The sequence below is a fragment of the Sphingomonas chungangi genome (assembly GCF_013778325.1).
In the GTDB taxonomy this organism is placed as follows: domain Bacteria; phylum Pseudomonadota; class Alphaproteobacteria; order Sphingomonadales; family Sphingomonadaceae; genus Solisphingomonas; species Solisphingomonas chungangi.
This window is the reverse complement of the sequence record NZ_JACEIB010000006.1, coordinates 141,134-165,522: the sequence shown is the minus strand read 5'-3', so window position 1 is coordinate 165,522 and position 24,389 is coordinate 141,134. Positions and strand designations below refer to the sequence as shown.

General features: G+C 66.6%; 18 protein-coding genes and 1 tRNA gene. 6 read left to right on the top strand and 13 right to left on the bottom strand.

Features of this window, described 5'->3' with window-relative positions; translation table 11 throughout:
* Positions 1 to 17: 17 nt before the first annotated feature.
* Complete coding sequence (locus tag HZF05_RS08980) at positions 18 to 440, top strand: hypothetical protein (protein ID WP_160365739.1); 423 nt, start codon at positions 18 to 20, stop codon at positions 438 to 440.
* Positions 441 to 565: 125 nt separating this feature from the next.
* Positions 566 to 1,336 carry a PI-PLC domain-containing protein gene (locus tag HZF05_RS08975; protein WP_160365738.1) on the top strand — a complete coding sequence of 257 codons (771 nt, stop codon included), beginning with the start codon at positions 566 to 568 and terminating at the stop codon, positions 1,334 to 1,336.
* Between the two features lies 1 nt (position 1,337).
* Here HZF05_RS08975 and HZF05_RS08970 read toward each other — a convergent pair whose 3' ends face one another.
* A complete protein-coding gene (locus HZF05_RS08970; RefSeq protein ID WP_160365737.1) occupies positions 1,338 to 2,297 on the bottom strand; it encodes a phosphatase PAP2 family protein in 960 nt (319 codons plus the stop codon).
* Positions 2,298 to 2,532: 235 nt separating this feature from the next.
* A tRNA-Gly gene (locus tag HZF05_RS08965) sits at positions 2,533 to 2,606 on the bottom strand.
* 180 nt (positions 2,607 to 2,786) lie between these two features.
* On the opposite strand from HZF05_RS08965, the gene HZF05_RS08960 reads away from it, so the two are divergent.
* On the top strand, positions 2,787 to 5,102 hold the full coding sequence (locus HZF05_RS08960; RefSeq protein ID WP_160365736.1) for an EAL domain-containing protein: 2,316 nt from the start codon (positions 2,787 to 2,789) through the stop codon (positions 5,100 to 5,102).
* A 303-nt stretch (positions 5,103 to 5,405) separates the two neighbouring features.
* Here HZF05_RS08960 and HZF05_RS08955 read toward each other — a convergent pair whose 3' ends face one another.
* From HZF05_RS08955 to HZF05_RS08945, 3 genes are all read right to left on the bottom strand, one after another.
* Positions 5,406 to 5,651, bottom strand: a complete 246-nt coding sequence (locus HZF05_RS08955) for a hypothetical protein (RefSeq protein ID WP_160365735.1) — start codon at positions 5,649 to 5,651, stop codon at positions 5,406 to 5,408.
* 115 nt (positions 5,652 to 5,766) lie between these two features.
* Positions 5,767 to 6,825, bottom strand: coding sequence for a glycosyltransferase family 4 protein (locus tag HZF05_RS08950; RefSeq protein ID WP_160365734.1), 1,059 nt, complete (start codon positions 6,823 to 6,825; stop codon positions 5,767 to 5,769).
* Positions 6,822 to 7,757, bottom strand: coding sequence for a UDP-2,3-diacylglucosamine diphosphatase (locus HZF05_RS08945; RefSeq protein WP_160365733.1), 936 nt, complete (start codon positions 7,755 to 7,757; stop codon positions 6,822 to 6,824). The genes HZF05_RS08950 and HZF05_RS08945 overlap by 4 nt, the downstream gene beginning before the upstream one ends.
* Positions 7,758 to 8,001: 244 nt before the next feature.
* Between HZF05_RS08945 and HZF05_RS08940 the strand changes: the two genes are divergently transcribed.
* Together HZF05_RS08940 and HZF05_RS08935 are read left to right on the top strand one after the other, a co-directional pair.
* The gene (locus HZF05_RS08940; protein ID WP_160365732.1) at positions 8,002 to 8,700 is read left to right on the top strand and encodes a class I SAM-dependent methyltransferase; all 699 of its coding nucleotides are present in this window, start codon (positions 8,002 to 8,004) and stop codon (positions 8,698 to 8,700) included.
* Complete coding sequence (locus tag HZF05_RS08935; protein WP_160365731.1) at positions 8,697 to 9,305, top strand: hypothetical protein; 609 nt, start codon at positions 8,697 to 8,699, stop codon at positions 9,303 to 9,305. The genes HZF05_RS08940 and HZF05_RS08935 overlap by 4 nt, the downstream gene beginning before the upstream one ends.
* Before the next feature lie 60 nt (positions 9,306 to 9,365).
* Here the strand turns inward: HZF05_RS08935 and HZF05_RS08930 are convergent, their stop codons facing one another.
* Positions 9,366 to 11,048, bottom strand: coding sequence for an aminotransferase class III-fold pyridoxal phosphate-dependent enzyme (locus HZF05_RS08930; protein WP_160365730.1), 1,683 nt, complete (start codon positions 11,046 to 11,048; stop codon positions 9,366 to 9,368).
* Between the two features lie 35 nt (positions 11,049 to 11,083).
* Between HZF05_RS08930 and asd the strand changes: the two genes are divergently transcribed.
* Positions 11,084 to 11,947: an archaetidylserine decarboxylase gene (gene asd / locus HZF05_RS08925; RefSeq protein WP_160365729.1), complete on the top strand. Its 864-nt coding sequence runs from the start codon at positions 11,084 to 11,086 to the stop codon at positions 11,945 to 11,947.
* Here asd and HZF05_RS08920 read toward each other — a convergent pair.
* The 7 genes from HZF05_RS08920 to HZF05_RS08890 form a co-directional block, all read right to left on the bottom strand.
* On the bottom strand, positions 11,944 to 14,826 hold the full coding sequence (locus HZF05_RS08920; RefSeq protein WP_160365728.1) for a response regulator: 2,883 nt from the start codon (positions 14,824 to 14,826) through the stop codon (positions 11,944 to 11,946). The two genes, asd and HZF05_RS08920, sit on opposite strands and share 4 nt — an antisense overlap.
* Positions 14,823 to 15,278 (bottom strand): response regulator, encoded by a 456-nt coding sequence (locus HZF05_RS08915; protein WP_160365727.1) that lies wholly within the window; start codon positions 15,276 to 15,278, stop codon positions 14,823 to 14,825. Before HZF05_RS08915 ends, HZF05_RS08920 begins: the two co-directional genes overlap by 4 nt.
* A gap of 12 nt (positions 15,279 to 15,290) precedes the next feature.
* A complete protein-coding gene (locus HZF05_RS08910) occupies positions 15,291 to 17,504 on the bottom strand; it encodes an ATP-binding protein (RefSeq protein WP_160365726.1) in 2,214 nt (737 codons plus the stop codon).
* 89 nt (positions 17,505 to 17,593) lie between these two features.
* A complete protein-coding gene (locus tag HZF05_RS08905) occupies positions 17,594 to 18,955 on the bottom strand; it encodes a Xaa-Pro dipeptidase (RefSeq protein WP_181638831.1) in 1,362 nt (453 codons plus the stop codon).
* The gene (locus tag HZF05_RS08900) at positions 18,874 to 21,483 is read right to left on the bottom strand and encodes a TonB-dependent receptor (protein ID WP_160365725.1); all 2,610 of its coding nucleotides are present in this window, start codon (positions 21,481 to 21,483) and stop codon (positions 18,874 to 18,876) included. The genes HZF05_RS08905 and HZF05_RS08900 overlap by 82 nt, the downstream gene beginning before the upstream one ends.
* Positions 21,484 to 21,591: 108 nt before the next feature.
* On the bottom strand, positions 21,592 to 23,553 hold the full coding sequence (locus HZF05_RS08895) for a tetratricopeptide repeat-containing sulfotransferase family protein (protein ID WP_160366139.1): 1,962 nt from the start codon (positions 23,551 to 23,553) through the stop codon (positions 21,592 to 21,594).
* 167 nt (positions 23,554 to 23,720) lie between these two features.
* On the bottom strand, positions 23,721 to 24,308 hold the full coding sequence (locus HZF05_RS08890; protein WP_160365724.1) for a TetR family transcriptional regulator C-terminal domain-containing protein: 588 nt from the start codon (positions 24,306 to 24,308) through the stop codon (positions 23,721 to 23,723).
* Positions 24,309 to 24,389: the final 81 nt, after the last annotated feature.

Sequence of the window (24,389 nt, the reverse complement as noted above, 5' to 3'; positions counted from 1 at the left end):
GAGACGAGGACCGGATCATGCTGACACGCACCATCGCCATCCGCTCCGCCACGCTCCTCGCGCTCGCGCTCGCGACGCTTCCCGCCGACGCGCGGCAGCGGGACCCGGCGCCGTACAGCGCCAAGCAGTGCATCAGTCGGCACGGCATCCGCGACGAGACGGCCGAGACCGACAGCCGGCTCATCCTCCATGTCGGCGGCAGCAAGGCGTATCGCAACTATCTGCCGCAGCCGTGCGACGGCCTCGGCCACGTCAACAACGTGTCCAAGGTGCGCTTCAAGTCGGCCGACCCGGACAAGCTCTGCCAGGGCGACACCGTCGAGCTGCTCGATCATGACGGCCTGCTCGGCGTGGGCGGCGATCCGACGACGACGCGCTGCACGCTCGGCCGGTTCGAAGGCATCAACGAGATGTCGTTGAGCGAGGATCTGCGGCGCTAGGGCCGCGTTCGACCCGAAAATTCGACCAAAGTTCAGGGGTTTCGACGAAAGTCGAACGGCCGGATATGAAGACGCGTTAGGGATTGGCGGCGTATTCCGGTCTGCGAACGGATCGGACCCCAGCCATGCTCACAGCCTTCGCGCCCTCGTCCGGTTTCCAGCCCGTCCGCACCAGGCCCGTGCGGTTCGACTGGGCGAAGCTGCGCCCGTGGCTGCTCGGCGCGCTGCTGTTCGGAGGCGTGGCGCAACTCCCCTTCCAGCCGGCCCGCAACCATGCCGGCGGCTGCCCTGCCTACACCCAGGTGTCGGGTGGGCCGGCGCTGATCGCGCATGCCGCCGGCGGCCTGCCGGCCCGCACCTATGCCAACAGCATAGAGGCGCTGAACCTCTCCTACGGCCATGGTCTCCGGATGTTCGAGATGGACTTCCACGAGCTGCCCTTCGGCATCGTGCGCGCCGGGCACGACGATCTCGACATGATCGATCCGCGCGGCGCCATGCTCTCGGACGTGATGGCCTGGCTCCGCGCGCATCCCGACGCGAAGCTGATCACCGATTTCAAGACCGACAATGTCAGCGGCCTGAAGCGCGTGATGGACATGGCGCCCGATCTGCGCGGCCAGATCTATCCCTTCATCTATGGCGCGAAGGAATTTGCGCCGGTGGTCGCCATGGGCTTCGAGCACCCGATCTTCGCCACCTACGGCACCCATGACCGGGACTGGCTGGATTTCGTCAACAGCCATCCCGTCTATGCAGTGGCCATGACCCAAGGCTACGAGCCGCTGATGGGCCGCATCCACCGCCCGGTCATCCTGCACACGATCGACAAGCCGATCCATCCGCGCGGCGCCAACGTGATGGCCGTCATCACCAACTGCCTGGTGCCGCGCTAAGTCAGGCGAGCACCGGCTCGGCGAGCGAAACCGGCGTGTCTGCCTCCGCGCGCGGCCTGTCAGCCACATGCGCGAGGTGGATGGCCAGGCGGGCCAGCGCGATACCCACCGGCAGATCGATCAGATAATGCCAGCGGCTGGCGATCGCGGTGACCAGGATATAGGCGAAGATCGGAATATAGGTCGGCAGCAGCGCGCGCCCGTGCTTCCACGCGAACCACAGGAACAGGAACGAGCAGCCGGCATGGAGCGAGGGCATCGCGCCCAGCCCCGCGAAGAGATTGGCGGACCCATTGTCCGACAGCCATTGCGGCCCGGCCGCGACCGACATCTGGCGAACCGCGAGCATATCGTGCTGCGCCTGGGTGATCGCGGCGCTCGTCCCCGTCTCGTAGATGAAGGGGCCGATCGCCGGCAGCAGCAGATAGCCGATCGCCCCCATCCCCTGCAGGAACAGCGCCGCCAGGAACAACTTTCGGAACACGTCCGGCGTGCGGATCGCATGGTAGCCGAAGCTGATGTAGAACAGGCTGAGGAACGACCAGAGATAGATGCTCTTCCAGAAATAAAGCAGCGGGCGCAGCGCGACGCGCATTGCGATGCACGCATCGACCACCGGCCGGGCCATCTGGTCCATCTGCCAGAGGATGGGATCGTAATCGGCGGTGCGGACGAACGGCACCCACAATTTCAGGTTGAAATGCACCACCATGACGATCGCATAACAGGCCAGCGCCAGTAATGGCCGCCACGGCGATGCCTTGCGGTTCGTCAGCAACGTGAAGGCCAGCCACACACCGATCCCCGCCAGCGGCAGGAACAGCTGCACCCCCATCACGTCCGCCCCGCTTCCCGAGGGAAGGCGGATCGGAAGGTGGTACCATGCCGACAGCAACAGCATCAGGAACACCATGGCGCCGGTAAACGCGACTTCGACGGGGATGCGGATCGGCCTGCTCATGGGGCGGCAGAAACACTCCGAAACGTAAAAATTACGTGTATGTAACCCCTTTGATTGGTCGAATACGATCTATTCAAAATCTATTGGCTGCTTGACTGTTACAGCACTGAAATCTTCCGGTCGGATCGATCCCGTCATAAACTTTCGGAAATACGAAAAACCGCCGGAAATGCGGCGTTGGGACCGCAATCGGCGCGACGTCGTCGCCGGCACGAAAAGCAGCATCGGAGAAAGCTGGAGCGGGTAGCGGGGATCGAACCCGCATCACAAGCTTGGAAGGCTAGTGCTCTACCATTGAGCTATACCCGCGCTGCCGCCCCCATGCCCCGGCAAGTGCATCGGGTCAATCCATCCACGACGGCCACATTGCCCGCGCGCATCACCTCGGCTTGTCGCATCGGCATTCGACGATCGGCGAAAATCCGCCAGCGAAGGGCCGGCGTTTGCCTTTTGATAAGATGATTGTGTGAGGTTGACGCCTGAACAACCATGCGTCCGCCTTCGCCTCCGGGCCGTTTCTCGGGCCATCGCCTGAATCTGAGGATTCTGGCCGCGGCGATCTGCATCTCGCTGCTGTGCGGCGCCATCAACATTCTGGGGCCGCTGGAACTCGCCGGCAGCGTGATCCGCGCCAAGCTGCGCAGCCATCCGCCGAGCGGGCAGGTCGCGGTGGTCGCGATCGACGATCCCAGCATCAACATGCTCGGCCCGACGCCCTGGCCGCGCGAGCGCTATGCGGAGCTGATCCACCGGCTTCATGCCGCCGGCGCGCATCGCATCGGCATCGACGCACTGTCCTGGGGCGGCGACAGCCCGGCCGGCGATGCGAAGTTCGAACAGGCGCTGGCCGATGCAAAAGGGAGCGTCGTGCTCCCCGTCCGCGTCAGCGCCGATACCATGACCGGCCGCAATGGCGTGGAGCTTCCACCCATCCGGCTGATGCGCCTCGCCAGCATCGGCAGCACCAATCTGCTCGTCCGCTGGGACGGCATGGTGTACGAATCGCCCTACTCGGTGGATATGGCGGGGCACGCCGTGCCGTCGATGGCCAGCGCGGTCGCCGGAAGCTCGGGCTCCGCCGATGACAGCTTCCCGATCGACTACAGCGTCGACCTTCACGCGCTGCCGACCGTGAGCGCCGCCGACATCCTCAACGACCACTGGAACGCAAGCCGCTTCGCCGGCAAGGACGTGCTGATCGGCGAGACGGTCAACACGCTGCGCTACGGCGCGCCGGGCTTCGGCCAGTTGCCGGTCGTCTATATCCATGCCGCCGCGATCGAGAGCCTCCGTCAGGGCCGATCGATCGACGCGGGATGGCTACTGCCGGCGATGCTCGCCGCCATCGTCGCGGCGACCTATCTCTTCCTGCGCCGGCGCCTGCCGGCCCGATTGCTGCTCGCCATCGGCTTCCTGATGCTGCTGGCCGGGCCGCTGGTGGCGGATCGGATGCTGATCTACGTGAAGATCATGCCGGCGATCGCGCTGCTGATGACGGCGTCGCTCACCCGGCTGTGGTTCAATGTCCGCCAGTCGATGCGCAACAAGGGCCTGGTCAACGCCGTCTCCGGCCAGCCCAACCTCAACGCGCTGCGCGAGGCGGCGCCGCGCCTGACCCCGACGGTGGTCGTCGCGCGCATGCTGAACTATGCCGAGGTGACCACCTCGCTGCCGGCGGATTCCGAGAAGGATCTGGTCGAGCAGATCATCAACCGACTCTCGGTCGGCGCGCATGGCGATACCATCTATCAGGCGGACGACGGCCTGTTCATCTGGCTCGCCGAAACGGCCAACGACGAGCTGGTCGGCGAGCAGCTGATGGCGCTGCACGGCCTGTTCCGCAGCCCGGTGGTGGTGGCGGGGCGCCTGATCGACCTCGCCGTCACATTCGGCCTCGATACCGACACCAGCCGCCCGCTCGTCCAGCGCGTGTCGAGCGCGGTGGTCGCCGCCGATCGCGCGGCGAGCGAGGGCCGCCGCTGGATGACCTACGATCCGGCCGAGCTCGAGGATGCCGAGTGGAAGATGTCGCTGCTCGCCCGGCTCGACCAGGCGGTCGAGCGTGACGAGATCTGGGTCGCCTACCAGCCCAAGATCGAGATGGCGACCGGCCGCATCATCGGCGCCGAGGCTCTCGCGCGCTGGCGCCATCCCGACAAGGGCGAGGTGCCGCCCAGCCAGTTCATCCCCGCCGCCGAGCGCTCCGGCCGCATCGAGAACCTGACCGCGCACATCCTCGACAGCGCCGTCGCCGCGACCGCCTCGATCCATCGCGCCGGCCACGGCGACTTCAGCATCGCGGTCAATCTCTCGGCCCGTCTGCTGGATTCACCGGGCCTGCTCAGGATGGTGCACGAGACGCTCGCCCGTCACCGGCTGGCGCCGCACCACCTGATCCTGGAGATCACCGAGACGACCGCGATGGCCAGCCAGGACGGCATCGTCGAGACACTGGAGGCGCTCAGCGCATCGGGCGTGCGCCTGTCGATCGACGACTACGGCACCGGCTTCTCGACGCTCGACTATCTCAAGCGGATTCCCGCCGACGAGATCAAGATCGATCGCAGCTTCGTGTCGATGCTGGAGAAGTCCCAGAGCGACCGAATCATGGTGCATTCCACCATCCAATTGGCCCACTCGCTCGGCCGCAAGACGGTGGCCGAGGGTGTCGAGAATGCGGTTGTCCTGAACGAGCTTCGACTGATGCAGTGCGATTACGTTCAGGGCTACCACACTGGAAAGCCGATGGAATTGTCTGCGCTCGTGAAACAATTGTCCAAAAAGGAGACAGAGACCATCGTCTGATGGTTATCATCTTGTTAACCACGGCTGGTAATGATAAAACGCCCTTGATCGGACGGTGTATGCCGATCGTTGTATCACGGGGGTTTTATGACGAAGGTTGCGAGCTCGCAGAACCGTTTCGACATCTGGGAATGGTTCTACGGCAAGCCGGTCCTGGGCTGATTCAGCCTCATCGGCGATACACAAAGCCCCGCTCCGGCGGGGCTTTTTCGTTTGTGGAAACGACTGGCGTGCGGCTCCGGCAACGCACCGAGCGAGTGTCTTGAAACGATCCCCTGCGTTAACCTTTGGACGCTGGCTCCGCTAACGACGGGCGCTATCGACGGCACCGCGCACCGCTACGCCGATCAGGAACAGCATCCCGATTGCCACGAGTGCCAGCAACGGTGAATCGAGCGCGACGGACACGCTGCGCCCTATGATCAACAGCGCAAGCGCACCCGCCAGCGCGGCGAAAGCATGACCCAAGGCTTCGATGCCGGGCATCCGACGCACGGCGGCGCGGCTGCTCTTGCGGGTGTTCGAGACAGGGGGTGCGAGCGAAACCATCGTCCATCTCCGAAGGCCTGGCGCGGCCGCTTTCCTGAACGCACCCTAGATAGGATGTCCCGGCTGTCGGATCAGACGGATAGTTTCGATCTCAGCGTTCGATTTTCCCGGACGATCACACCGTCACGGCGCGCGCCGGAGCCGCAACCGGCGCGAGGCCGGCGAGGAACTGCGCGGTGCAACGCTCCCAACTGTAACGCCGTCCTTCGCCCGCGCAGGCGGCGCGATCGGCGGTCATCGCCAGCCGGATCGCTTCTTCGAGATCGTCGTCGAGTGCGCCGATGCGGGCCAAGCCGCCGAACATGCCGGTGCCCGACGCTCCGACGATGTCGATCGGCCCGCGCACCGGGAAGGCGGCGACGGGCACGCCGCTCGCCAACGCCTCGATCATCACCAGCCCGAACGTGTCGGTGAGGCTCGGGAAGACGAACAGGTCGGCCGCCGCATAAGCCGAGGCCAGCCGCTCGCCATGCAGCGCGCCGGTGAAGATCACGTGCGGGAAGCGCTTCTCGAGCATCGCCCGCGCCGGGCCGTCACCGACCACCACCTTTGTTCCGGGCACGTCGGCGGTCAGGAACGCCTCGATATTCTTCTCGACCGCAACGCGGCCGACCGAGAGCAGGATCGGCCCGTCGATTGTGGCAAGCGCCGGCAGCGGCGCGACGTCCGGCCCGAACAGCGACAGGTCGACGCCGCGCGACCAGCGATGGGTCTGCGGCAGGCCACGCTCGGCAAGCTCGTCGGACAGCGTCTCGGTCGCCGCGAACACGCGCGAGGCCGGGCCGTGGAAGCGGCGCACGATCGGCCAGAACCAGTCCGCCGGCAGGCGCGAACGCATCGCCACGTAATCGGGGAAGCGCGTGTGGAAGGATGTCGTGAAGGGCATGCCGCGATCGAGGCACCAGCGCCGCGCCGCCCAGCCGAGCGGACCTTCGGTGGCGATATGGATCGCGTCCGCCTTCGCCGCCGCCAGCCGTGCGGCAACCGCCCGCCCGCAACCGAGGGCGAGACGGATCTCCGGATAGCTCGGGCACGGCACGGTGCGGAACTGGTCGGGCGTCAGCGTCTCGACCTCGTGACCGTCGGCACGCAGCATGCCCACCGTCGTCATCAGCGTGCGGACGACCCCATTGACCTGCGGCGCCCAGGCGTCGCTGACGAGTGCGATCCTCATGCGGGAACCGCCGCCGGCTTGTCCGCCTTGCGCTCGGCCTTGGCGGCCTGCTCGGCGGCAACCTTGCCGGCCCAGTCGATGATCTCCATCCGGCCGTCGAAATGCTCGACCAGCGCGGTGCAGCTCTCCACCCAGTCACCGTCATTGTAATAGGTGATGTCGCCGAACTGCTTGATCTCGGCCGAGTGGATGTGGCCGCAGACCACACCGTCGACATGGCGATCGGCGGCGGCGTGGGCGACCACCTCCTCATACTTGCCGATGAACTGGACGGCATTCTTGACGCGCTTCTTCAGGTGCGCGGCGAGCGACCAGTAAGGCAGGCCGAACATCTTGCGCACCGCATTGACCAGTGCGTTGGACTTGAGCAGCAGCACGTAGGCGCTGTCGCCCAGGAAGGCGAGCCACTTGGCGTACATCACGATGCTGTCGAACTGGTCGCCGTGCAGCACCAGCAGGCGGCGCCCGTCGGCGGTGACGTGGATGTCCTCGTTGACCAGCTCGATGCCACCGAAATCCAGGCCGGTATAGTCGCGGAACGCCTCGTCATGGTTGCCCGGCACGTAAACGACGCGCGTCCCGCGCTTCACGCGCTTGAGGATGCAGCGGATCACGTCGTTGTGCCGCGCCGGCCAGTACCAGCCCTTCCTGAGCTGCCAGCCGTCGACGATGTCGCCGACCAGATAGAGTGTCTCGCAATCGGTCGATTTCAGGAAATCGAGCAGCAGCTCGGCATTGCACCCCGGCGTGCCGAGATGCGTGTCCGAGATCCAGATCGTTCGGAACGGCATCCGCTTGCGCGGCGTCTCGGGCTTGTCGTTCTCGTGGATCCAGTCGGGCAGCTTGCGCTCGCGGCCGCGCGGCGGCACGCGGTCGTGCCGCGGCTTGGACGGATGACGGGCCTCGACGGGCATATCGGGAAGGGTCGCCATAGCGGGGCCTCCGGGTAAAATCGCTCGACCGGCGGCGGCGTCCGCCGTCGAATGCCCCTATGACGGCCGATCAAGTCATTGCCGTGTCGTAAGCTTTACGGTTTCTTGACTATCCACAACCGTACCGAACTATCCACACTGTCTTCGAACTGAAACCGTATCTCCTCAAAAGGATCGCCGATCCTACGCTGTTCTGTCGCGCATCACGCGCATAGGCGAATGCTACCAGTAGGGAGACGGCTTGATGGCCACGCAGATGCAAACCGAGCAGGTCGCCAACGCCTACGGGCGCTGGGCGCCGGTCTATGACCTCGTCTTCGGGCCGGTCTTCCGCCAGGGCCGCCGCGCCGCGATCGACGTCGCCGAGAAGATCGGCGGCCGAATCCTGGAAGTCGGCGTCGGCACCGGCATCTCGCTGCCCGGCTACGACAAGGCCAACCGCATCACCGGCGTCGATATCTCCGAGCCGATGCTGGAGAAGGCCCGCCAGCGCGTCCGCGCGCTGCACCTCGATCATATCGAGCAGATCGCAGTGATGGACGCCGAGAACATGGACTTCCCGGACAACAGTTTCGACGTGGTGGTGGCGCAATACGTCATCACCTCGGTGCCGAACCCGGAGAAGGCGCTGGACGAGTTCGCCCGCGTCGTCCGTCCCGGCGGCGAGATCGTGATCACCACCCGCGTCGGCGCCGGGAAGGGCCTGCGCGGGCAAATCGAGAAGACGCTGATGCCGGTGACCAGCCGGCTCGGCTTTCGCACCGAATTCGCCTTCTCGCGCTATACCGACTGGGCCGCGACCGTGCCGGGCATCCGCCTCGTCGAGCATCGCGCCCTGCCGCCGCTCGGCCATTTTTCGCTGGTGCGGTTCGAGAAGGCTGTCGCAGCCAATGATTCAACCCGCGAGCGTGCCCTCACGCCCGCCAACGAGGTGGTTCAATGACGAGCTTCCGCGCGCATCTGCACGAACAGCGCTGGGACGACCATCGCTATTATCATCACAGCCTCGTCAACCAGAGCCTGCACTTCGTCAGCGCCTGCACCTTCATCACGGCCTATTGCCTGATGTTCAGGGATCCGGCGCTGGCCAGCCTGCTCGCCTGGACGGTGGCGATGACCAGCCGCCAGTGCGGCCACTTCTTCTTCGAGCCCAAGGGCTACGACGCCGCCAACCAGGCGACGCATGAGTATAAGGAAGAGGTGAAGGTCGGTTACAACCTCGCCCGCAAGTGGGTGGTGATGACGATCTGGGCGCTGATCCCGGTCGCGCTCTGGGTGAACCCGACGATGTTCGGCCTGTTCGACGCCGCCAGCGGCAAAATGGATTGGTTGCGCCATCTCGGCCTGATGTGGCTTGCTCTGGCGGTGGCCGGCGTCGTCTTCCGCGTGGTCCAGCTGTTCTTCACGCGCGGCGTGCAGACCGGGCTGGTGTGGGGCACGAAGATCGTCACCGATCCGTTCAGCGACTTCCTGCTCTACCGCAAGGCGCCGGGCCGCCTGCTCCGCGGCGAGCGCTTCGACAATTGGGCGCCGGCCGAGGCGAATTGAGCCCTCGATCCAGATCATCCCCCTCCCGCAGCGACGGGAGGGGGATTTTATATGCGCCGATCAGATCGCCTTGCCTCGCCAGGCCGCGATCATCTCCTTCAGGATGCCGCGACGGATCATCTTGTTGGTGACGGCGGGATCGCTCCACCACCAGCCGTCCGCTTCCATCTTCCGCGCGGCGCGGACGAAGCGATCCACCACCTCCGCGAAATCGGCGTCGGTGTAGTTCAGGCTGAAGATCAGCCGCCCCGTCCCCACCCAACTGAGCGCGAGGCCTTCGGCGCGGAGATAATATTGCAGCATCCAGTTGTAACGCGACGGCTGGGAGTAGCGCACCGTCCAGATCGTCGAGATGTTCGAGACCTCGACCGGCAGCCCCGCCTCCGCCAGCTTCGCGTTCATCAGCGCCGCGCGCGCGTTCCAGCGTTCGTCCAGCCCATCGTAGAGCGCGCGGCCCTCGTCGGTATCGAGGAAGCGCAGGAAGGCGTTCATCGCGCCCATCACATAGGGATGCGAGTTGAACGTGCCGCGCGCGAAGCAGATATCGACGGGCTTGTCGTCGCGATAGCGCTTCATCAGGTCATGACGCCCGCACAGTACGCCGACCGGCAGGCCGCCGCCGAGCGTCTTGCCGTAGGTGATCATGTCGGGCTTCACGCCGAAATATTCGGCCGCGCCGCCACGCGCGAGGCGGAAGCCGACGAACACCTCGTCGAAGATCAGCGCGATACCCGACTTGCGGCAGACTTCGGCGAGACGCCGCAGCCATGCACCGTAAGCTTCCTTGTCGAAGCTGGCCTTGCGGCTGCTGTCGACCAGCGTGTTGTCGCCCGGCGCGCCGCTGTTCGGGTGGAGGCCCTGCAGCGGATTGACCAGCACGCAGGCGATATTCCTGCGCGTCGCCAGCACCTTGAGCGTGTCCTCGCTCATGTCGGCGAGCGTATAGGTGTAGTCGGCGGGCGTCGGGTTGCCGACGCCGGGCTGCACGTCGCCCCACCAGCCATGATAGGCGCCGCAGAAGCGCACCGCGTGGGTGCGCCTGGTATGATAGCGGGCGAGGCGCACCGCCTGCATCACCGCCTCGGTGCCGGACATGTGGAAGCTGAGCTCGTCGAGGCCGGAGATCGCCCTCAGTCGCTGCACATTGTCGGCGACGACGGGATGGAAGGCGCCGAGCACCGGCCCGAGATCGGCGACCTGCGCGGCGCCTTCCGCGATCATCCGCTTATAGGTATCGAAGCCGAGCAGGTTGACGCCGTAGGAGCCGGCGAGATCGTAGAGCCGATTGCCGTCGCAATCGGTGATCGTCACGCCGTCGGACGATTGCAGGAAGCTTCCCGCCGACAGATTCTCGCGCACGATCCGGCTGAACTGGAAGGGCACGCGATAGGCGCCGGTGAATTGCAGGTCGGACAAGCCCTGCGCGGCCTCCTTTGTGAGCGCCGCGGTCTTGGCAAAACGCTCCTTGTAGAGCGCGGACAGCGCCGCGAACCCGGCCTGCCGCTGCCGCGCCACCTCGTCCGGCGCACCGTCCGCGCGGAAGAAGCGCTGTTCGTCATAGCCCCAGGCCGGCACGAAGCGCGCGACGCGCAGCGACATGCGGACATGGCCCGCCAGCGACTTGTGCTTGGCGCGCGACAATCGCAGCCGGGCATGGCCCTTGGTCGCGCTGAGCGCTACGGCGAGGGCTCCGGCGGCGGTGAGGAGGATGGGTTGCGTGGCGAACGGGAGAGCGGCTTCCATGATGACAGCCAAGTCACAGAAATGGTGACGCGATCATGACAAGACGCTCGCTCCTCGCGCGGATCGGCGCGCAGGAGGATCTCAACTTTCTGCTGACCAACCGCATTCCCCGGCGGTTGGCGACCCGTTTCATGGGCTGGCTCTCGCCGATCGAGCAGCCGCTGGTGCGCGGCGTTTCGCTCAGGCTGTGGCGGACCTTCTGCGACGTCGATCTTTCCGACGCCGCCGACCACCACTTCCGCAGCCTCCATCACGCCTTCACCCGCGCGCTGAAGCCCGGATCGCGCCCCGCCGATCCCGATCCGGATGTGCTAGCCAGCCCCTCCGACGCGATCGTCGGCGCCTGTGGGCGGGTCGAGGACGGCAGGCTCTATCAGGCCAAGGGCATGCCATACAGGATCGAGGAGTTGGTCGGCGACGCCGCGCTGGCTGCGCCGTTCCGTGAAGGTAGCTTCGTCACGCTGCGGCTGACGGCGGCGATGTACCATCGCTTCCACGCGCCCCATGACCTGACGGTCGAAACGATGCGCTACATTTCCGGCGACACCTGGAACGTGAACCCGATCGCGCTCAAGCGCGTCGAGCGCCTGTTCTGCCGCAACGAGCGCGCGCCGATCCTCACAAGGCTGGATCGCGGCGGGCACGAGCTGCTGATCGTGCCGGTGGCGGCGATCCTCGTCGCCTCGATGCGCTTCACCTTCGTCGATGTCGGCCAGCATATCCGCACCGGCGGTTCGCGCGAAATCCCCTGCTCCGCGCACATCGTCAAGGGCGAGGAGATGGGCTGGTTCGAGCATGGCTCCACCATCATCCTGTTCGCGCCCAAGGGTTTCGAGCTGCTGGCCGAAACGGGGCAGGAGATACGCGCCGGGCAGGCACTGATGCGGATGCCGGCCTAGGCGTCCAGCATCTCGCGCACCTTCGCGGCCAGATCGTCGAAGGCGAAGGGCTTGGTGAGCAATTGCACGCCCGCATCCAGCCGCCCGTGGTGGACGATCGCGTCACGCGCATAGCCGGTGGTGAACAGCACCCGCAGCGCCGGGCAACTCTCGCGCGCCTTGGCGGCGAGGTCGGAGCCCGTCATCCCGCCCGGCAGGATCACGTCCGTGAACAGCAGATCGACCTTGCCGCAGCGCCCGTCGAGCACCTTCAGCGCTGCGCGCGCGTCGGCCGCCTCCAGAACGTCGTATCCCAGCTCGCGCAGGCTCTCGACCGAGTTGGCGCGCACGCCATCGTCGTCTTCGCACACCAGGATCGTCTCGTCGCCGCCGCGCCGATCTCCGTCCGGCACGGCTGCGGCGGTCGGCGCCAGCTTCGAGACCTGCAGGCGCGGCAGATAGATGCGCACCGTCGTGCCCTCGCCTGCCTCGGACGCGATATGGACGTGACCGCCCGACTGCTTGACGAAACCATAGACCATCGAGAGGCCAAGGCCCGTGCCCTTGCCCACCTCCTTGGTGGTGAAGAAGGGTTCGAACACCCGCGCCACCACCTCTGGCGGCATGCCCTCGCCGGTATCGGCCACGGCGATCAACACATGCTCGCCCGCCGGCACCTCGCTCTGGCCGCGGATCGGCTCGGCGAGCGTCAGATTCTCGATCGACAGCGTGAGCCGCCCGCCCGCCGGCATCGCATCGCGCGCATTGACCGACAGGTTGAGCAGCGCGCCTTCGAGCTGGTTGGCATCGACCTCGACCAGCCAGTCCTCGGCCGCCGGCTCGGTGCGCACCGCCACCGTCTCGCCGAGCGTGCGGTGGAGCAGATCGCTCATCCCCGCAACCAAAGCGTTGGGCGAGACCGGCTTGGGCGCGAGCGGCTGGCGGCGCGCGAAGGCAAGCAGGCGCTGGGTCAGCGTCGCCGCGCGCTCGGCGCCGGCGAACGCGTTGTCGGCGGAGCGGCGCAGGCGCGCCGGCTCGGCGGGAAGATGCCGCCTGAGCATGTCCAGATTGCCCATCACGATCTGTAGCAGGTTGTTGAAATCGTGCGCCACGCCGCCGGTGAGCTGGCCCAGAACTTCCATCTTCTGGGACTGGCGCAGGCCTTCCTCGGCCTCCGCCAGCGCCTCGGCCTGCACCACCTGCGCGGTGATGTCGCGCGCGACGCAATAGATCAGGCCGCCCTCGGGCACGGCGCGCCAGTTGAGCGTGCGATACTCGCCGGAGCGCGTGCGGAAGCGGTTCTCGAAATTGGTGGTGCTGACCCCGCCGGCAAGCGTCGACACTTCGGCGCGGGTCTTGGCGCGATCTTCGGGATGCTCGAGCCATTCGGAGGTGCGGCCAATCACCTCGTCCGCCTCCCAGCCCAGCACGCGCGTCCAGGCCGGGTTGATGCTGAGCCAGATTCCGTTCTGGTCCGCGACGCCGAGCAGATCGTCGGAGACCTGCCAGATGCGATCGCGCTCGGCGGTACGCACCGCGACCTGCTCCTCCAGCGTCTGGTTGAGCTTCTGGGCGGACTGGAACAGCCGCGCATTCTCGATGCCCACCGCCGCCTGCGCGGCGAGGCCCGCGATCAACCGCTCGGTGCGCGCCGCGAACCTGTCGGGTGCACCATGGCCGAAGAACAGGCCGCCGAGCACTTCGCCGGACCGCATCACCACCGACGCGGCCAGATAGCTTCGCACCGGCAGATGGCCCTCCGGCATGCCCTTGTGGGGGGCATTGCGGCCGTAGCGCGGATCGGCCGACACGTCGTCGATCCGGACCACGCCGTCGCCCCGGAAGGTGGGTGCGAACAACTCGGTATTGCGAGGCATCGGAAAATTCTCGAACGCCGCCCGCTCCGCGCCGGACAGCGAATAGAGCATGTAGCGTTCGCCGCTCTGATCGAGCACGTTGTAGAAGAAGGCGCCGAACTCCGCGCCCGTCAGCTCGGCACCGGCATCGACCACCGTCTGCACCAGCCGCTCGAGATCGAGCTCGGCTGCGATCTCCCGCGAGACCTGATTCAGAATCTCCAGCGCATGACTTTCCAGCCGCAGCGCCACCTCGGAGGCGGCGACAGCGGCATAGGCCCGCTTGCGATCGGTGATGTCGATGACGGTGCCGACGAAGCGCACCGCCTTGCCGTCCTCGAACTGGCCGCGCCCCTTGGCGGCGACCCAGCGCTCGATCCCGTCCTGCAGGCCGATGGTGCGATATTCGATGTCGTAGCCGCCGGTGCCGCCGGGTCGCAGCGCCGCCTGGACCGCCGCATCGGCCATAGCCCGGTCTGCGGGGTGGATGCCGGCGAGGAAGCTGTCCTGATAATCGACCACCGCATCGGACGGCAGGCCGAACAGCGCCTTGCACTGCGCATCCCACCGCAGCACGTCATGCACCGGATCATAGTCCCAGGTGCCGACCTGCGAGGCGACCGTCGCCAGCCGCAGCGTCTCCTCGGCGGCGCGGCGCGCGATGCGCTGCGCCCGCTCTTCCAGCGCGCGCTCGACCACCGCGGGCAACCGCTCCAGCCGCTGCTTGGTGACGTAATCGGTCGCCCCGTGCTTCAGCGCCTCGACCGCGACCTCCTCGCCCAGCGTGCCGGAGACGAAGATGAAGGGCACGTTCGGCGCGCGGCTGTGCGCCAATTCGAGCGCCTGTTCGCCGTCGAAGCTCGGCAGCTTGTGATCGGCGAGGATCAGGTCGTAATCCTGATCCAGTGCCGCGACGAAATCGGCGCGGGTCCACACCCGGTCGATCGCCGCCTTGATGCCCTCGGCCGCCATGAACTCGCGCACCAGCTCGGCATCGTGCGCGTCGTCTTCCAGGTGCAGGATGCGGATCGGCGCGGCGCTCACGGGCTTGGGGCGCTCCCGCGAGGCGGCGGCTCGTTGAGCACCGCCCAGAACATGCCGAGATCGCGGATCGCCTCGAAGAACTGGTCGAAGGCCACAGGCTTCACCACGAAGGCATTCACCCCCAGGCTGTAGCTGCGCACCAGATCGCGCTCCTCGCGCGACGAGGTGAGCATCACCACCGGCGTGCCCTTCAGATGCGCATCCTTCTTGATCTGCTCCAGCACCTCCAGCCCATCAACCTTCGGCAGCTTGAGATCGAGCAGCACCACCGCCGGATCGGCCGTCTCGCGGTTGGCGAAGCTGCCGCGCGAGAAGAGATAGTCCAGCGCCTCGGCCCCGTCGCGCACGACGATGACCGCATTAGCGAGCTGGCACTGCTCCAGCGCGGCGAGCGTCAGCTCGACGTCCTTGGGACTGTCCTCGACGAGGAGGATCGGTTTGAGATCAGCCATAATCGCCCCCTTCTACGCTGCAGGCAGGGCGAAGAAGAAGGTCGCCCCCCTGTCCGGTTCCCCTTGCGCCCACACGCGCCCGCCGTGCCGCTCGACGATGCGCTTCACGTTGGCGAGCCCGATGCCGGTGCCCTCGAACTCCTCCTCGCGATGGAGCCGCTGGAAAACGCCGAACAGCTTGTCCACATAGGCCATGTCGAAACCCGCACCATTGTCGCGAACCCAGGTCGTCACGTCGCCTTCTTTCGCTTCCGAACCGATTTCGATCACGGCCGGTTCCCGATCCCGCGAGAATTTCAGCGCATTTTCCAGAAGGTTCTGCACGACCAGACGCACCATCACCGGATCGGCGCGGACGGGTGCGAGATCGCCGATCCGCCAGTCGACGCGATGCCGGTCTCCCTCGACAGTGAGGTTGGCGCGCGCCTCGTCCACCATCGCGGCGACGTCGATCGAGACGGGCGTGATCGTCGATCGGCCCATCTGCGAATAGCTCAGCAGGTCGTCGACCAGCTGCCCCGCCGAGATCGCGCTCTCGATGATCGTCTCGATATAGCGGTCGCCCCGCTCGGACAGCCGCTCGCCCTCGAACTTCTTGAGCAATTGCGCATAGCCGACGATGTGACGGAACGGCGCGCGCAGATCGTGGCTGACCGAATAGCTGAACGCCTCCAGCTCCTTGTTGATCGCGGCCAGCCGCTCGGACAGCGCCGCCATCTCCTCGGCGCGGCGCAGCACGATGTCGACGATCGCGACGCGCAGTTCCCGCGCGGCATCGATCTCGGCCTCGTGCCACGGCCTGGCGCGCAACCGCACGGTTTCCTTCCAGATGTCGAAGGACTTGCGCGGATGAAGGCGCAGGCCATCCGGCCCGAGTTCGGCGCGCTTGGCGGGATCGCCGCCCCACGAGACGGTGCGAACCAGCTCAGGCCGGAACCAGATCAGGTAGGAGTCATGAATCTGCGAGATCGAGATGGCGACCACGCCGGAGCCGAGATCCTTGAGCGCCTCGCCCTCCGGCCACTCGGCGGCCAGGCTGTCCGCGACGAAGACATCTTCGCGATCCTGTTGGGAGAGCCATTCGACCAGCGACAGGATGGCGGGCTCGTCGGGCGTCTCGCCGAGCCGGGTGCAGCGCCCGCCCGCGACCACGGCGGCGCCGTCCGCACCGGTCAGCGCCATCAGGTCTCTGGGATGGGCGAGCAGGCCGTCGATGAAATGATCCTCCGCCGCCATGTGCGCGAGCAGCTTGCCCTGCACAGTGCGCAGCGCGTCGCGGCGGAGTGCCAGCGCGGAGGCCTCGTGCGCGGCGATCTGCATCGAGACGACCTGGCCGATGAACTCGCACGCCGCGCGGACATGGTACGGTACCCGGATCGGGTCCTGATGGTGGCAGGAGATCAGCCCCCACAGCCTCTCGCCCGACAGCAGGGAGATCGACATGGAGGCCATCGTCTCCATGTTGCGCATATATTCGAGGTGGACCGGCGAGACACTGCGCAGGACGGAATAGGTGAGGTCCACCGCCGCTCCATCGGGCGTGATCGGCGCGGGCTCGTAATTGGCGTCGGCGATCAGGCGCAGGCGGTTGAGACGGTAGAGCTCGCGCGCCTGCGCCGGAATGTCCGACGCCGGCCAGCGCAGATCGAGATAGACGGGCAGGCGCCCGCCATTGTCCTCGGCGATCACTTCGCCGTTCCATTCCTCGTCGAAGCGGTAGATCAGCGCGCGGTCGAGCCCGGTGATCCGCCGCACCTCGCGCGCCGCGAGATCGGCGAGCGCCTGGATGCCGGAGGTGCGCTGGACGGCATCGAGGAAGGCGCGGACGTCGGGATAGACCGCGTCGAAGCTGCCCGGCTCGTCGCCCGTCGCGCGCTCCAGTTCGACGATGACGTCCTCGCCCGATCGATGGGCGACGAGGTGGAAGGCACCCGCTTCGGTGCGCAGGAAGCAGAGATGCTCCGGTCCTCGCCCTGCGACGAGGCCGGTCCCGAGGCTTTCGATCGCCCGGCGCGCGTCGCCCGGCAGCAGGTCGGCGAGCTTGCGGCCGACCGGATCGTCGACGACCCCCACCGCCAGCGCGCCGATCGCCGCCTTCGATACGACGCCGTCCGCATCGAGCACGAACAGCGCGCCGTGCGGCTGGATGCTGCCGGGCACGCGGATGGGCTCGCGCTCGCAGGCGGCGAGATCCAGGTCAGCAATGATGGCCGGCGTTTCGGTCATGCGAAGTGGCTGTTCCCCGCCGCGACGTGTCGGCGACTAGACCAACCCGCAAGCCCCCACATTGATCCGAAGCAAGTTGCGAAGAGAGATCAGGGCGCCGCCTTCACCACCTCGCCGCCCTTGATGACGCCCTCCACATGCTCCAGCGTCCGGATGTCCTTCAGCGGATCGCCGGCCACCGCGATCATGTCGCCATAATGGCCCGGGCTGAGCGCGCCGACATCCTTCGATCGGCGCAGCAGGTCGGCCGAGACCGTGGTCGCCGCCTGGATCGCCTGCATCGGCGTCATGCCGTAGCGGACCATATAGGCGAGTTGCCTCGCGCCTAGTCCGAAGGGGAAGACGCCGGTGTCGGTGCCGAAGGACAGCTTCACGCCCGCCTTCACCGCCTTGGCGAAGCCGGCGCGCTGTTCGTCGGTGGTGGCGCGGTTCTTGGCGAGATATTCGGCGGGCCAGCCTTCCTTGGTGCCCTCCTCCTCGATCCAGTCGCCATCATAGATATCCATGTCGAGCCAGACGCCGGCCTTCTTCGCCATGGCGATGCCCTCGTCGTCGATCAGCGAGGCATGCTCGACCGAGCGCACGCCCGCGCGGATCGCCGCCTTGATGCCCTCGGTGCCATGGGCATGGGCGATACAATAGCTGCCATGGAGCTTCGCCTCGTCGCAGGCGGCCAGCATTTCCTCCGGAGTCAGCTCCAGCGCGCCGGGCTCGGAGCCGATCGCCAGCACCGCGCCGGTGGCGATCAGCTTGATGAAATCGGCGCCGTGCTGGAACAGGAAATCGGCCTTCGCCCGCGCCTCGTCGGCGTTGCGGACGTAACCATATTGCATGTCGGCGGGCAGCGTGACGTCGGGCGCGGCACCCGTCACCGCCCCGCCGCCGCCCGGAATGGTGATGTAGGCGCCGGCGACGAGCATGCGCGGCCCCTCCACCTCGCCCCGCTCGATCGCGTCGCGCAGCGCGACGTCGGTGAGGCCGCGATAGACGCCGACATCGCGCACGCTGGTGAACCCGGCGCGGAGCATGGTGCGCGCGGATTCGGCGCCCTTCAGCACCGTCTCCGCCTCCGTATGCTTGAGCGCCTCGATCGGATCGCCCTCGGTGAAGCCGTCCGAAATATGGGTGTGGCAGTCGATCAGGCCGGGCAGCACGGTGTAAGCGGACCAGTCGACCACCGTGCCATTCGCGGGCGCGCCTCGCCACGGCGCGACGGACGTCACCCGCCCGTCGACCACCGTGACCGCCTGATCGGCCAGCACCTTGCCCTGCTCGGGATCGATCAGGCGGCCCGCATGGACCACCACCGTCCCCGCCTGCGCCGCCTGCCCCAGCAGCAGGCCGGCGCAGGCGAGCGCGAGGCTCCGGATCAGAATTTGTACCCGGCCCGGATGCCGATCGTCCGCGGCGGCAGGATCACGTAATAGTTGGTGAGCGAGCAGGAGCCGCATTCCTGGAAGGTCGAGACGTCCGCCTTCACATCGAAGATGTTGGTGGCGAACAGCTCGGCGGAGACGTTCTTCCAGTCGGCCCCGACGGCGCCGTCGATCGTCACGTAACTCTTGAGCGTCGGCACCGGATCGTCGACCGCGCCGAGGCGGAGCGCCGAGCTGGCCTTGCTCTGGAAGGTCAGGGCGCCCTGCACATGGGCCTTCACGTCATCACCCACGCGGAACTCGTAGCGGGTGGTGTTGGCGATCTTGTATTCCGGCGCGACCGGCAGGCGGGTGCCCTTGGGCGCGACGACGCTGTTGCCGTTGCCGGTATCGGCGCAGGTGAAGGTCGGGTCGTCGATCGCGCAGAGGTTCGCGCGCAGCTTGCCGTCCGTATAGGCGGCCGTCGTGAAGATGGTGAAACCCGGCGTCGGGATCAGCGTGATGTCGGTCTCGACACCCTTGATCCGGGCGTTCGGGCCGTTGTGGATCTCGGTGAAGCTGTTCTGGCCGAGGAAGCTGTACTGGAAGTGCTTCCAGTCCTCCCAGAAGAAGGCACCGTTCCAGCGCACCTTGTGATCGGCCCAGCTCGTCTTCCAGCCGATCTCGTAGTTGGTCAGGAAGTCGGGCTCATAGGGATCGAGCTCGGCGCGGCGGTTGATGCCGCCCGGACGGAAGCCGCGCGACCAGGTCGCGTAGATCATCTTGTCCGGCGTGATCTTCCACGTGAGGTTCAGGCGGTGGATGATGCCGTCGCCCTTGGTCCGCTTGGGGCTGATCGAGCCGTCCGAATTGTACACGCCGAGGTTGGTGCAGGGGCCGAGGCCCTGCGCGGCGGGCGCGAAATCGCGGTTCACCGAGATCTGATCGCCGTCCGCGTTGCGTTCGATCACGGTGCCGCCATCGGTCGTGTAGCAGCCCGGCACGCCGGTCCGCGAGCTCTCGGCCGCGTTGGGCGGAGCGCCGCCGCCGATCGTGTAGTTGGGATTGAGGCCGAAGCCGAAGAAGCCGATCAGCGAGTTGTCGTACTTGTAATACCGCAGGCCGCCGGTCAGCGTCAGGTTGTGAAGGATGTCGAAGCTCGCCTCGCCGAACGCCGCATAATCCTTGTCGATGCGGTTCTGGTCGGTGAGCCAGAGCGTGCCGGGATGGCCGTTGACCGAAACATCGGAGCCGAGGCCGGCCACCTGGTAATCCTGCACGATGTGGTGGAACTGGCGCTGGTAGAAGCCACCCGCCGTCACCCGGAGACGGTTCTCCTGCGGGGACGAGATGCGCAGCTCCTGGCTCAGCTTGTTGAAGGTGTCGCGACCGACGATCTTCTGGATCGGGTTGATCGTGTTTCCGGCATCGTCCTGAAAAGCGAAGTAATTGGCAAGGCCACCATATTGCGGTGCCGAATAAAGAACATGATCATATTGGGTCGAATAATCGGTGTAGTCGCTCGACGAGTTGATCTTCCGCCAGAGGTAGGAACCGGCGTAGGTCAGATCCCAGCTGCCGATCTTGCCCTCGATGGTGAGCGCACCCTGTATGTAACGATCGTGGTTATATTCGGGAAGGAAGTGCTGCACCGAGAGGCCCGGAAGGTTCGGATCGTAGCCGAACGAGCCGTGATTCTTCTGATCCTGCCCGAACACCGTCGCGTTCGCGGTCCAGTTGTCGTTGAGCTCGACCTTGAGCGCACCGCGACCGCCGAACGTATCGACGTCGTTGTAGTTCTTCTTCACGAGGTCCTTGTTGTCGATCGTGATGCCGGGATCGAACCCCGCCGGCACGCCCTTGTCGACGCCACCCGGCGCGACGCCGCCGGTATAGCCGGGGCTGGCCGGATCGCGCGCGCCGATGAAGGTCCGCGTTCCGTGGACATTGTCGATATAGCCGGCGTCATGCTCGTAGAAGCCGACGAGGCGCACCGCGATGCGATCGTCGACCGGGATGTTGACGAAGCCTTCGGCCTTGCCGCCCTGGCTGCCGTGCGCGACGGTGTTCCCCTCTACGTCCATCGCGCCGTAGAAATGAGATGTGTCGGGCTTGTTGGTGATGATGCGGATCGTGCCCGATTCCGACGACGCGCCGTAGAGCGTGCCCTGCGGACCGGACAGTTCCTCGATGCGCGCGATGTCGTAAACGTGGATGTCGAGCGTGCCGCCGATCGTGGTGATCGGCTGTTCGTCGAGATAGGTGCCGACCGATGGCAGCGAGCCCGAATGGTTGCCGTCGCCACCGGACACCACGCCGCGGATGTAGACGCTGGTCTCGCCCGGCTGGATCTCCTGATAGGAGACGCTCGGCAGCTGCTTGGTGTAATCGTTGAAGTTGGCGATGTTGAGCTGGTCCAGCTTCTCGCTGGTGATCGCCTGGATGCTGATCGGCACGCGCTGGATATTTTCGGAGCGCTTCTGCGCGGTGACGATGATCTCGCCATTGTCGGGCGGTGACGCGGCCGGCGAGGCCGCGGCGTCGGCGGCGAGCGCGGGCATCGACAGCCCGGCTATGGCGGTGGTCGCAAGAAGCAAAGCCGGAATCGGCCTACGATCGAACATTGCTGGTGCCCCTTTTTATATATTGTTCGAAAAGCTGTTACTCGTTCGAAACGGTGTCAAGCGGGCCTGCGGCTCCTCATTATATTGCGTCGCGTCATGGCAAATTTGTCACGCCGGCACCTCCGGATAGGCATCGAGCACCGGGCCGAGCGCATCCTTCAGCGGCCCCAGCCAGCGATCGAACTGCTTCCACTGCTCCATGCCGTCGCGGAAGATCGGGCGGCGCACCTGCTCGGACGAGGCAGTGCGCACCGCGCGCTCGGTCTCGTGGAAGCGCAGGCAGGCCTCCTCGAACGGCAGGCCGACGGCGGCGAGGAGCGCGCGCGTCTCCGCCTCCTGATCCTCGACCATGCGCTCGTAGAAGACGCGGTGCACCTTGCCCGGCTGCACGCGATCGAGATGCGCCATCCAGCGCACGTAATCGCGGTAATAATGGCCGATGTCGGCGAGATCGTAGGTGAAGGTCTGGCCGCGCGCGAAATGCTGCTTGAAGTTCGAGAGGCAGCAGCCGAGCGGGTGGCGCCGCGCATCGATGATCGTCGCGTTGGGCAGGATCAGCCGGATGAAGCCGGTGAACGCCCAGTTGTTCGGCATCTTGTCGATGAACAGCGGGCGGCCGGTCTTGCGCTGCACGCGGGTGCGATCGAGATACGCGTCGCCGAGCGCCCGTACCGCCTCGCGATCGAGGTCGGCCACCTTGCCCGGCCCGGTCTCGGCGACGAGCGCGGCGATGTCGGGCAGCTCGCTCGTGCCCTCCACTTCGCTGTGGCTGGAGAGAATCTGCTCGATCAGCGTCGATCCCGATCGCGGCAGCGAGACGACGAAGATCGGATCGCGCGCCGGGCACCCCCAGCCTTCGCGCTCCGCGAAGAAATCAGCGGTGTAGAGCGCCTCGTTGCGCGCCACCGCGCGGGTGAGACCGGCGGCATCATAGTCGATGACGGCGCGCCGCCCGCGATTGCCCTCGACGTAATGCGCGAAGGAGGCCTCGGCGTGACCGGCATCCTCCTCCGCCTTGCCGAGCGCGAATTCGAGATGAAAGCGATCCTCGCCGTCGAGATCGGGCGCATCAAGCGCGGCGCACATCGCCGCCACGTCCTCATCCGTGAAGCGGATGGTCTTGAGATTGGCGAGGCTCCACCATGCCTCGCCCAGCCCCGGCTGCAGCGCGATCGCGCGGCGATAGGCGGCGATGCTCTCGTCCTGCCGCCCCAGCGTCTTGAGCATGTGGCCCAGGCTCATCCACACCTTGGGCTGGTTGGGATAGGCTTCGAGCACGTCGCGATAGATGGCGATCGCCTGCTCGAAATCGCCGATGCCGCTCAGGATCGCGGCCTTGAGGTTGCGGTAGGACGGGTTCGCCGGATCGGCGGCGAGCAGCGGATCGAGCACCGCCAGCGCTTCCTCGCCGCGCGACAGGCGATGGAGCACCAGCGCATAATTGTGGCGCGCGGCGATAAAGCCCGGCGCCAGCTCGATCGCGCGCTCCAGCAGGCTCGCGGCGTCGCGATAGCGGCCGAGCCGCCCGGCCAGCTCGGCGAGCATGCGGATCGCGGCGACGTCGGTGGGCCGTTCCTTCAGGCGATCGCGCAGCATCCGCTCGGCAACGTCGAGCCGGTTGTCGGACAGCGCCAGCGCCGCCTCCATCAGCACCGGATCGCCGGCCGAGGCGCGGACCCCGGCGAGATAGGCGCGATCGGCGCCCGCCTCGTCGCCGGCCAGCCGCAGCACGTCGGCAAGCGCGGTCCAGCCCTCCGCCATGTCGGGCTTGAGGCGGGTCGCATTCTGGAAGGCCGCCGTCGCTGCGGCCGCATCACCCATCAGATAGTGGACGAGGCCCAGTTCAAGCGCGGTGGCGGCCGATCGGGGCTGGTCCGCCATCAACCCGGACAGCGTCTCGCGCGCCGCCTCGATCTTGCCGGACAGGCGCTGCGCCCGCCCCTTGATCAGCAGCGCCTGCGGCATGCCCGGCGCGGCGCGCAGGATTTCGTCGATCTGGAGCAGGGCAAGATCGGGACGGGCGGCGGCCAGCCGCTCGGCATGGGCCAAGGCCTCGCCGATCGATCCCATGGCGTGAGAAACGCTGCTCGCCACAAACCCCCTTCGACGCCCTGCCCAAGGTCGTCGGGGCAGAATGAACATCCCGTGACGGGGGCATGTCAACGGGCATGTTGCGGTGCAATGACGATTATCGGACGATCGTGCAACAAGGCGACACGCTGGCGCGACGAGCCGTTTCAGCCGAGCAGCGCGTCGATCCAACGCCGCGCCAGAGCCGCCGCCTCGTCCGCCGAGAACACGCTGCGATCGAGGCACAGCTCCAGCCACAGTCCGTCGATCAGCGCGGTGATCGCCACCGCCTCGAGCCGCCGTTCGCTCTTGCTGCCGCAATCGGCCAGCAATGTCTCGATGACCGCACGAAAACCCGCATAGCTTTCGGCATGCGCTGCGGAAACCAGCGGCATCGACTTGGTGAGCCCCAGCAGCCCGAGCCAGGTGCCGAGCAGTTCCTCGTCCATCACCGGTGGCAGGAAATTGCCGATCACATAGGCTTCCAGCCGCGCGCGCGGCTCGCTGCCCGCCGCCTCCACGGCCGAGCCCAGCGCTTCGCCGACCCGCTCGGACACCTGCCGGTAGGTCGCCGCGATCAGCGGCTCGACCCCCTCGAAATGATGGGTGACGAGGCCGGGCGACACGCCCGCCTCCGTCGCGATTGTCCGAACCGAGACGCCGCCTGCGCCATGCCGGGCGAGTGAGCGCGCGGCCGCGTCGATCAGCGCCTGTCGCCGCTCGGCGGGCGCGCGCCTGTAGCTTGGCCGCAGCATCAGCCGAACACCGAACCCTTTCCGGCAGACCCCATGGACCCCTCTTTTACGCCACTTTCCGGTGACCGTAGAGCGGCGGCG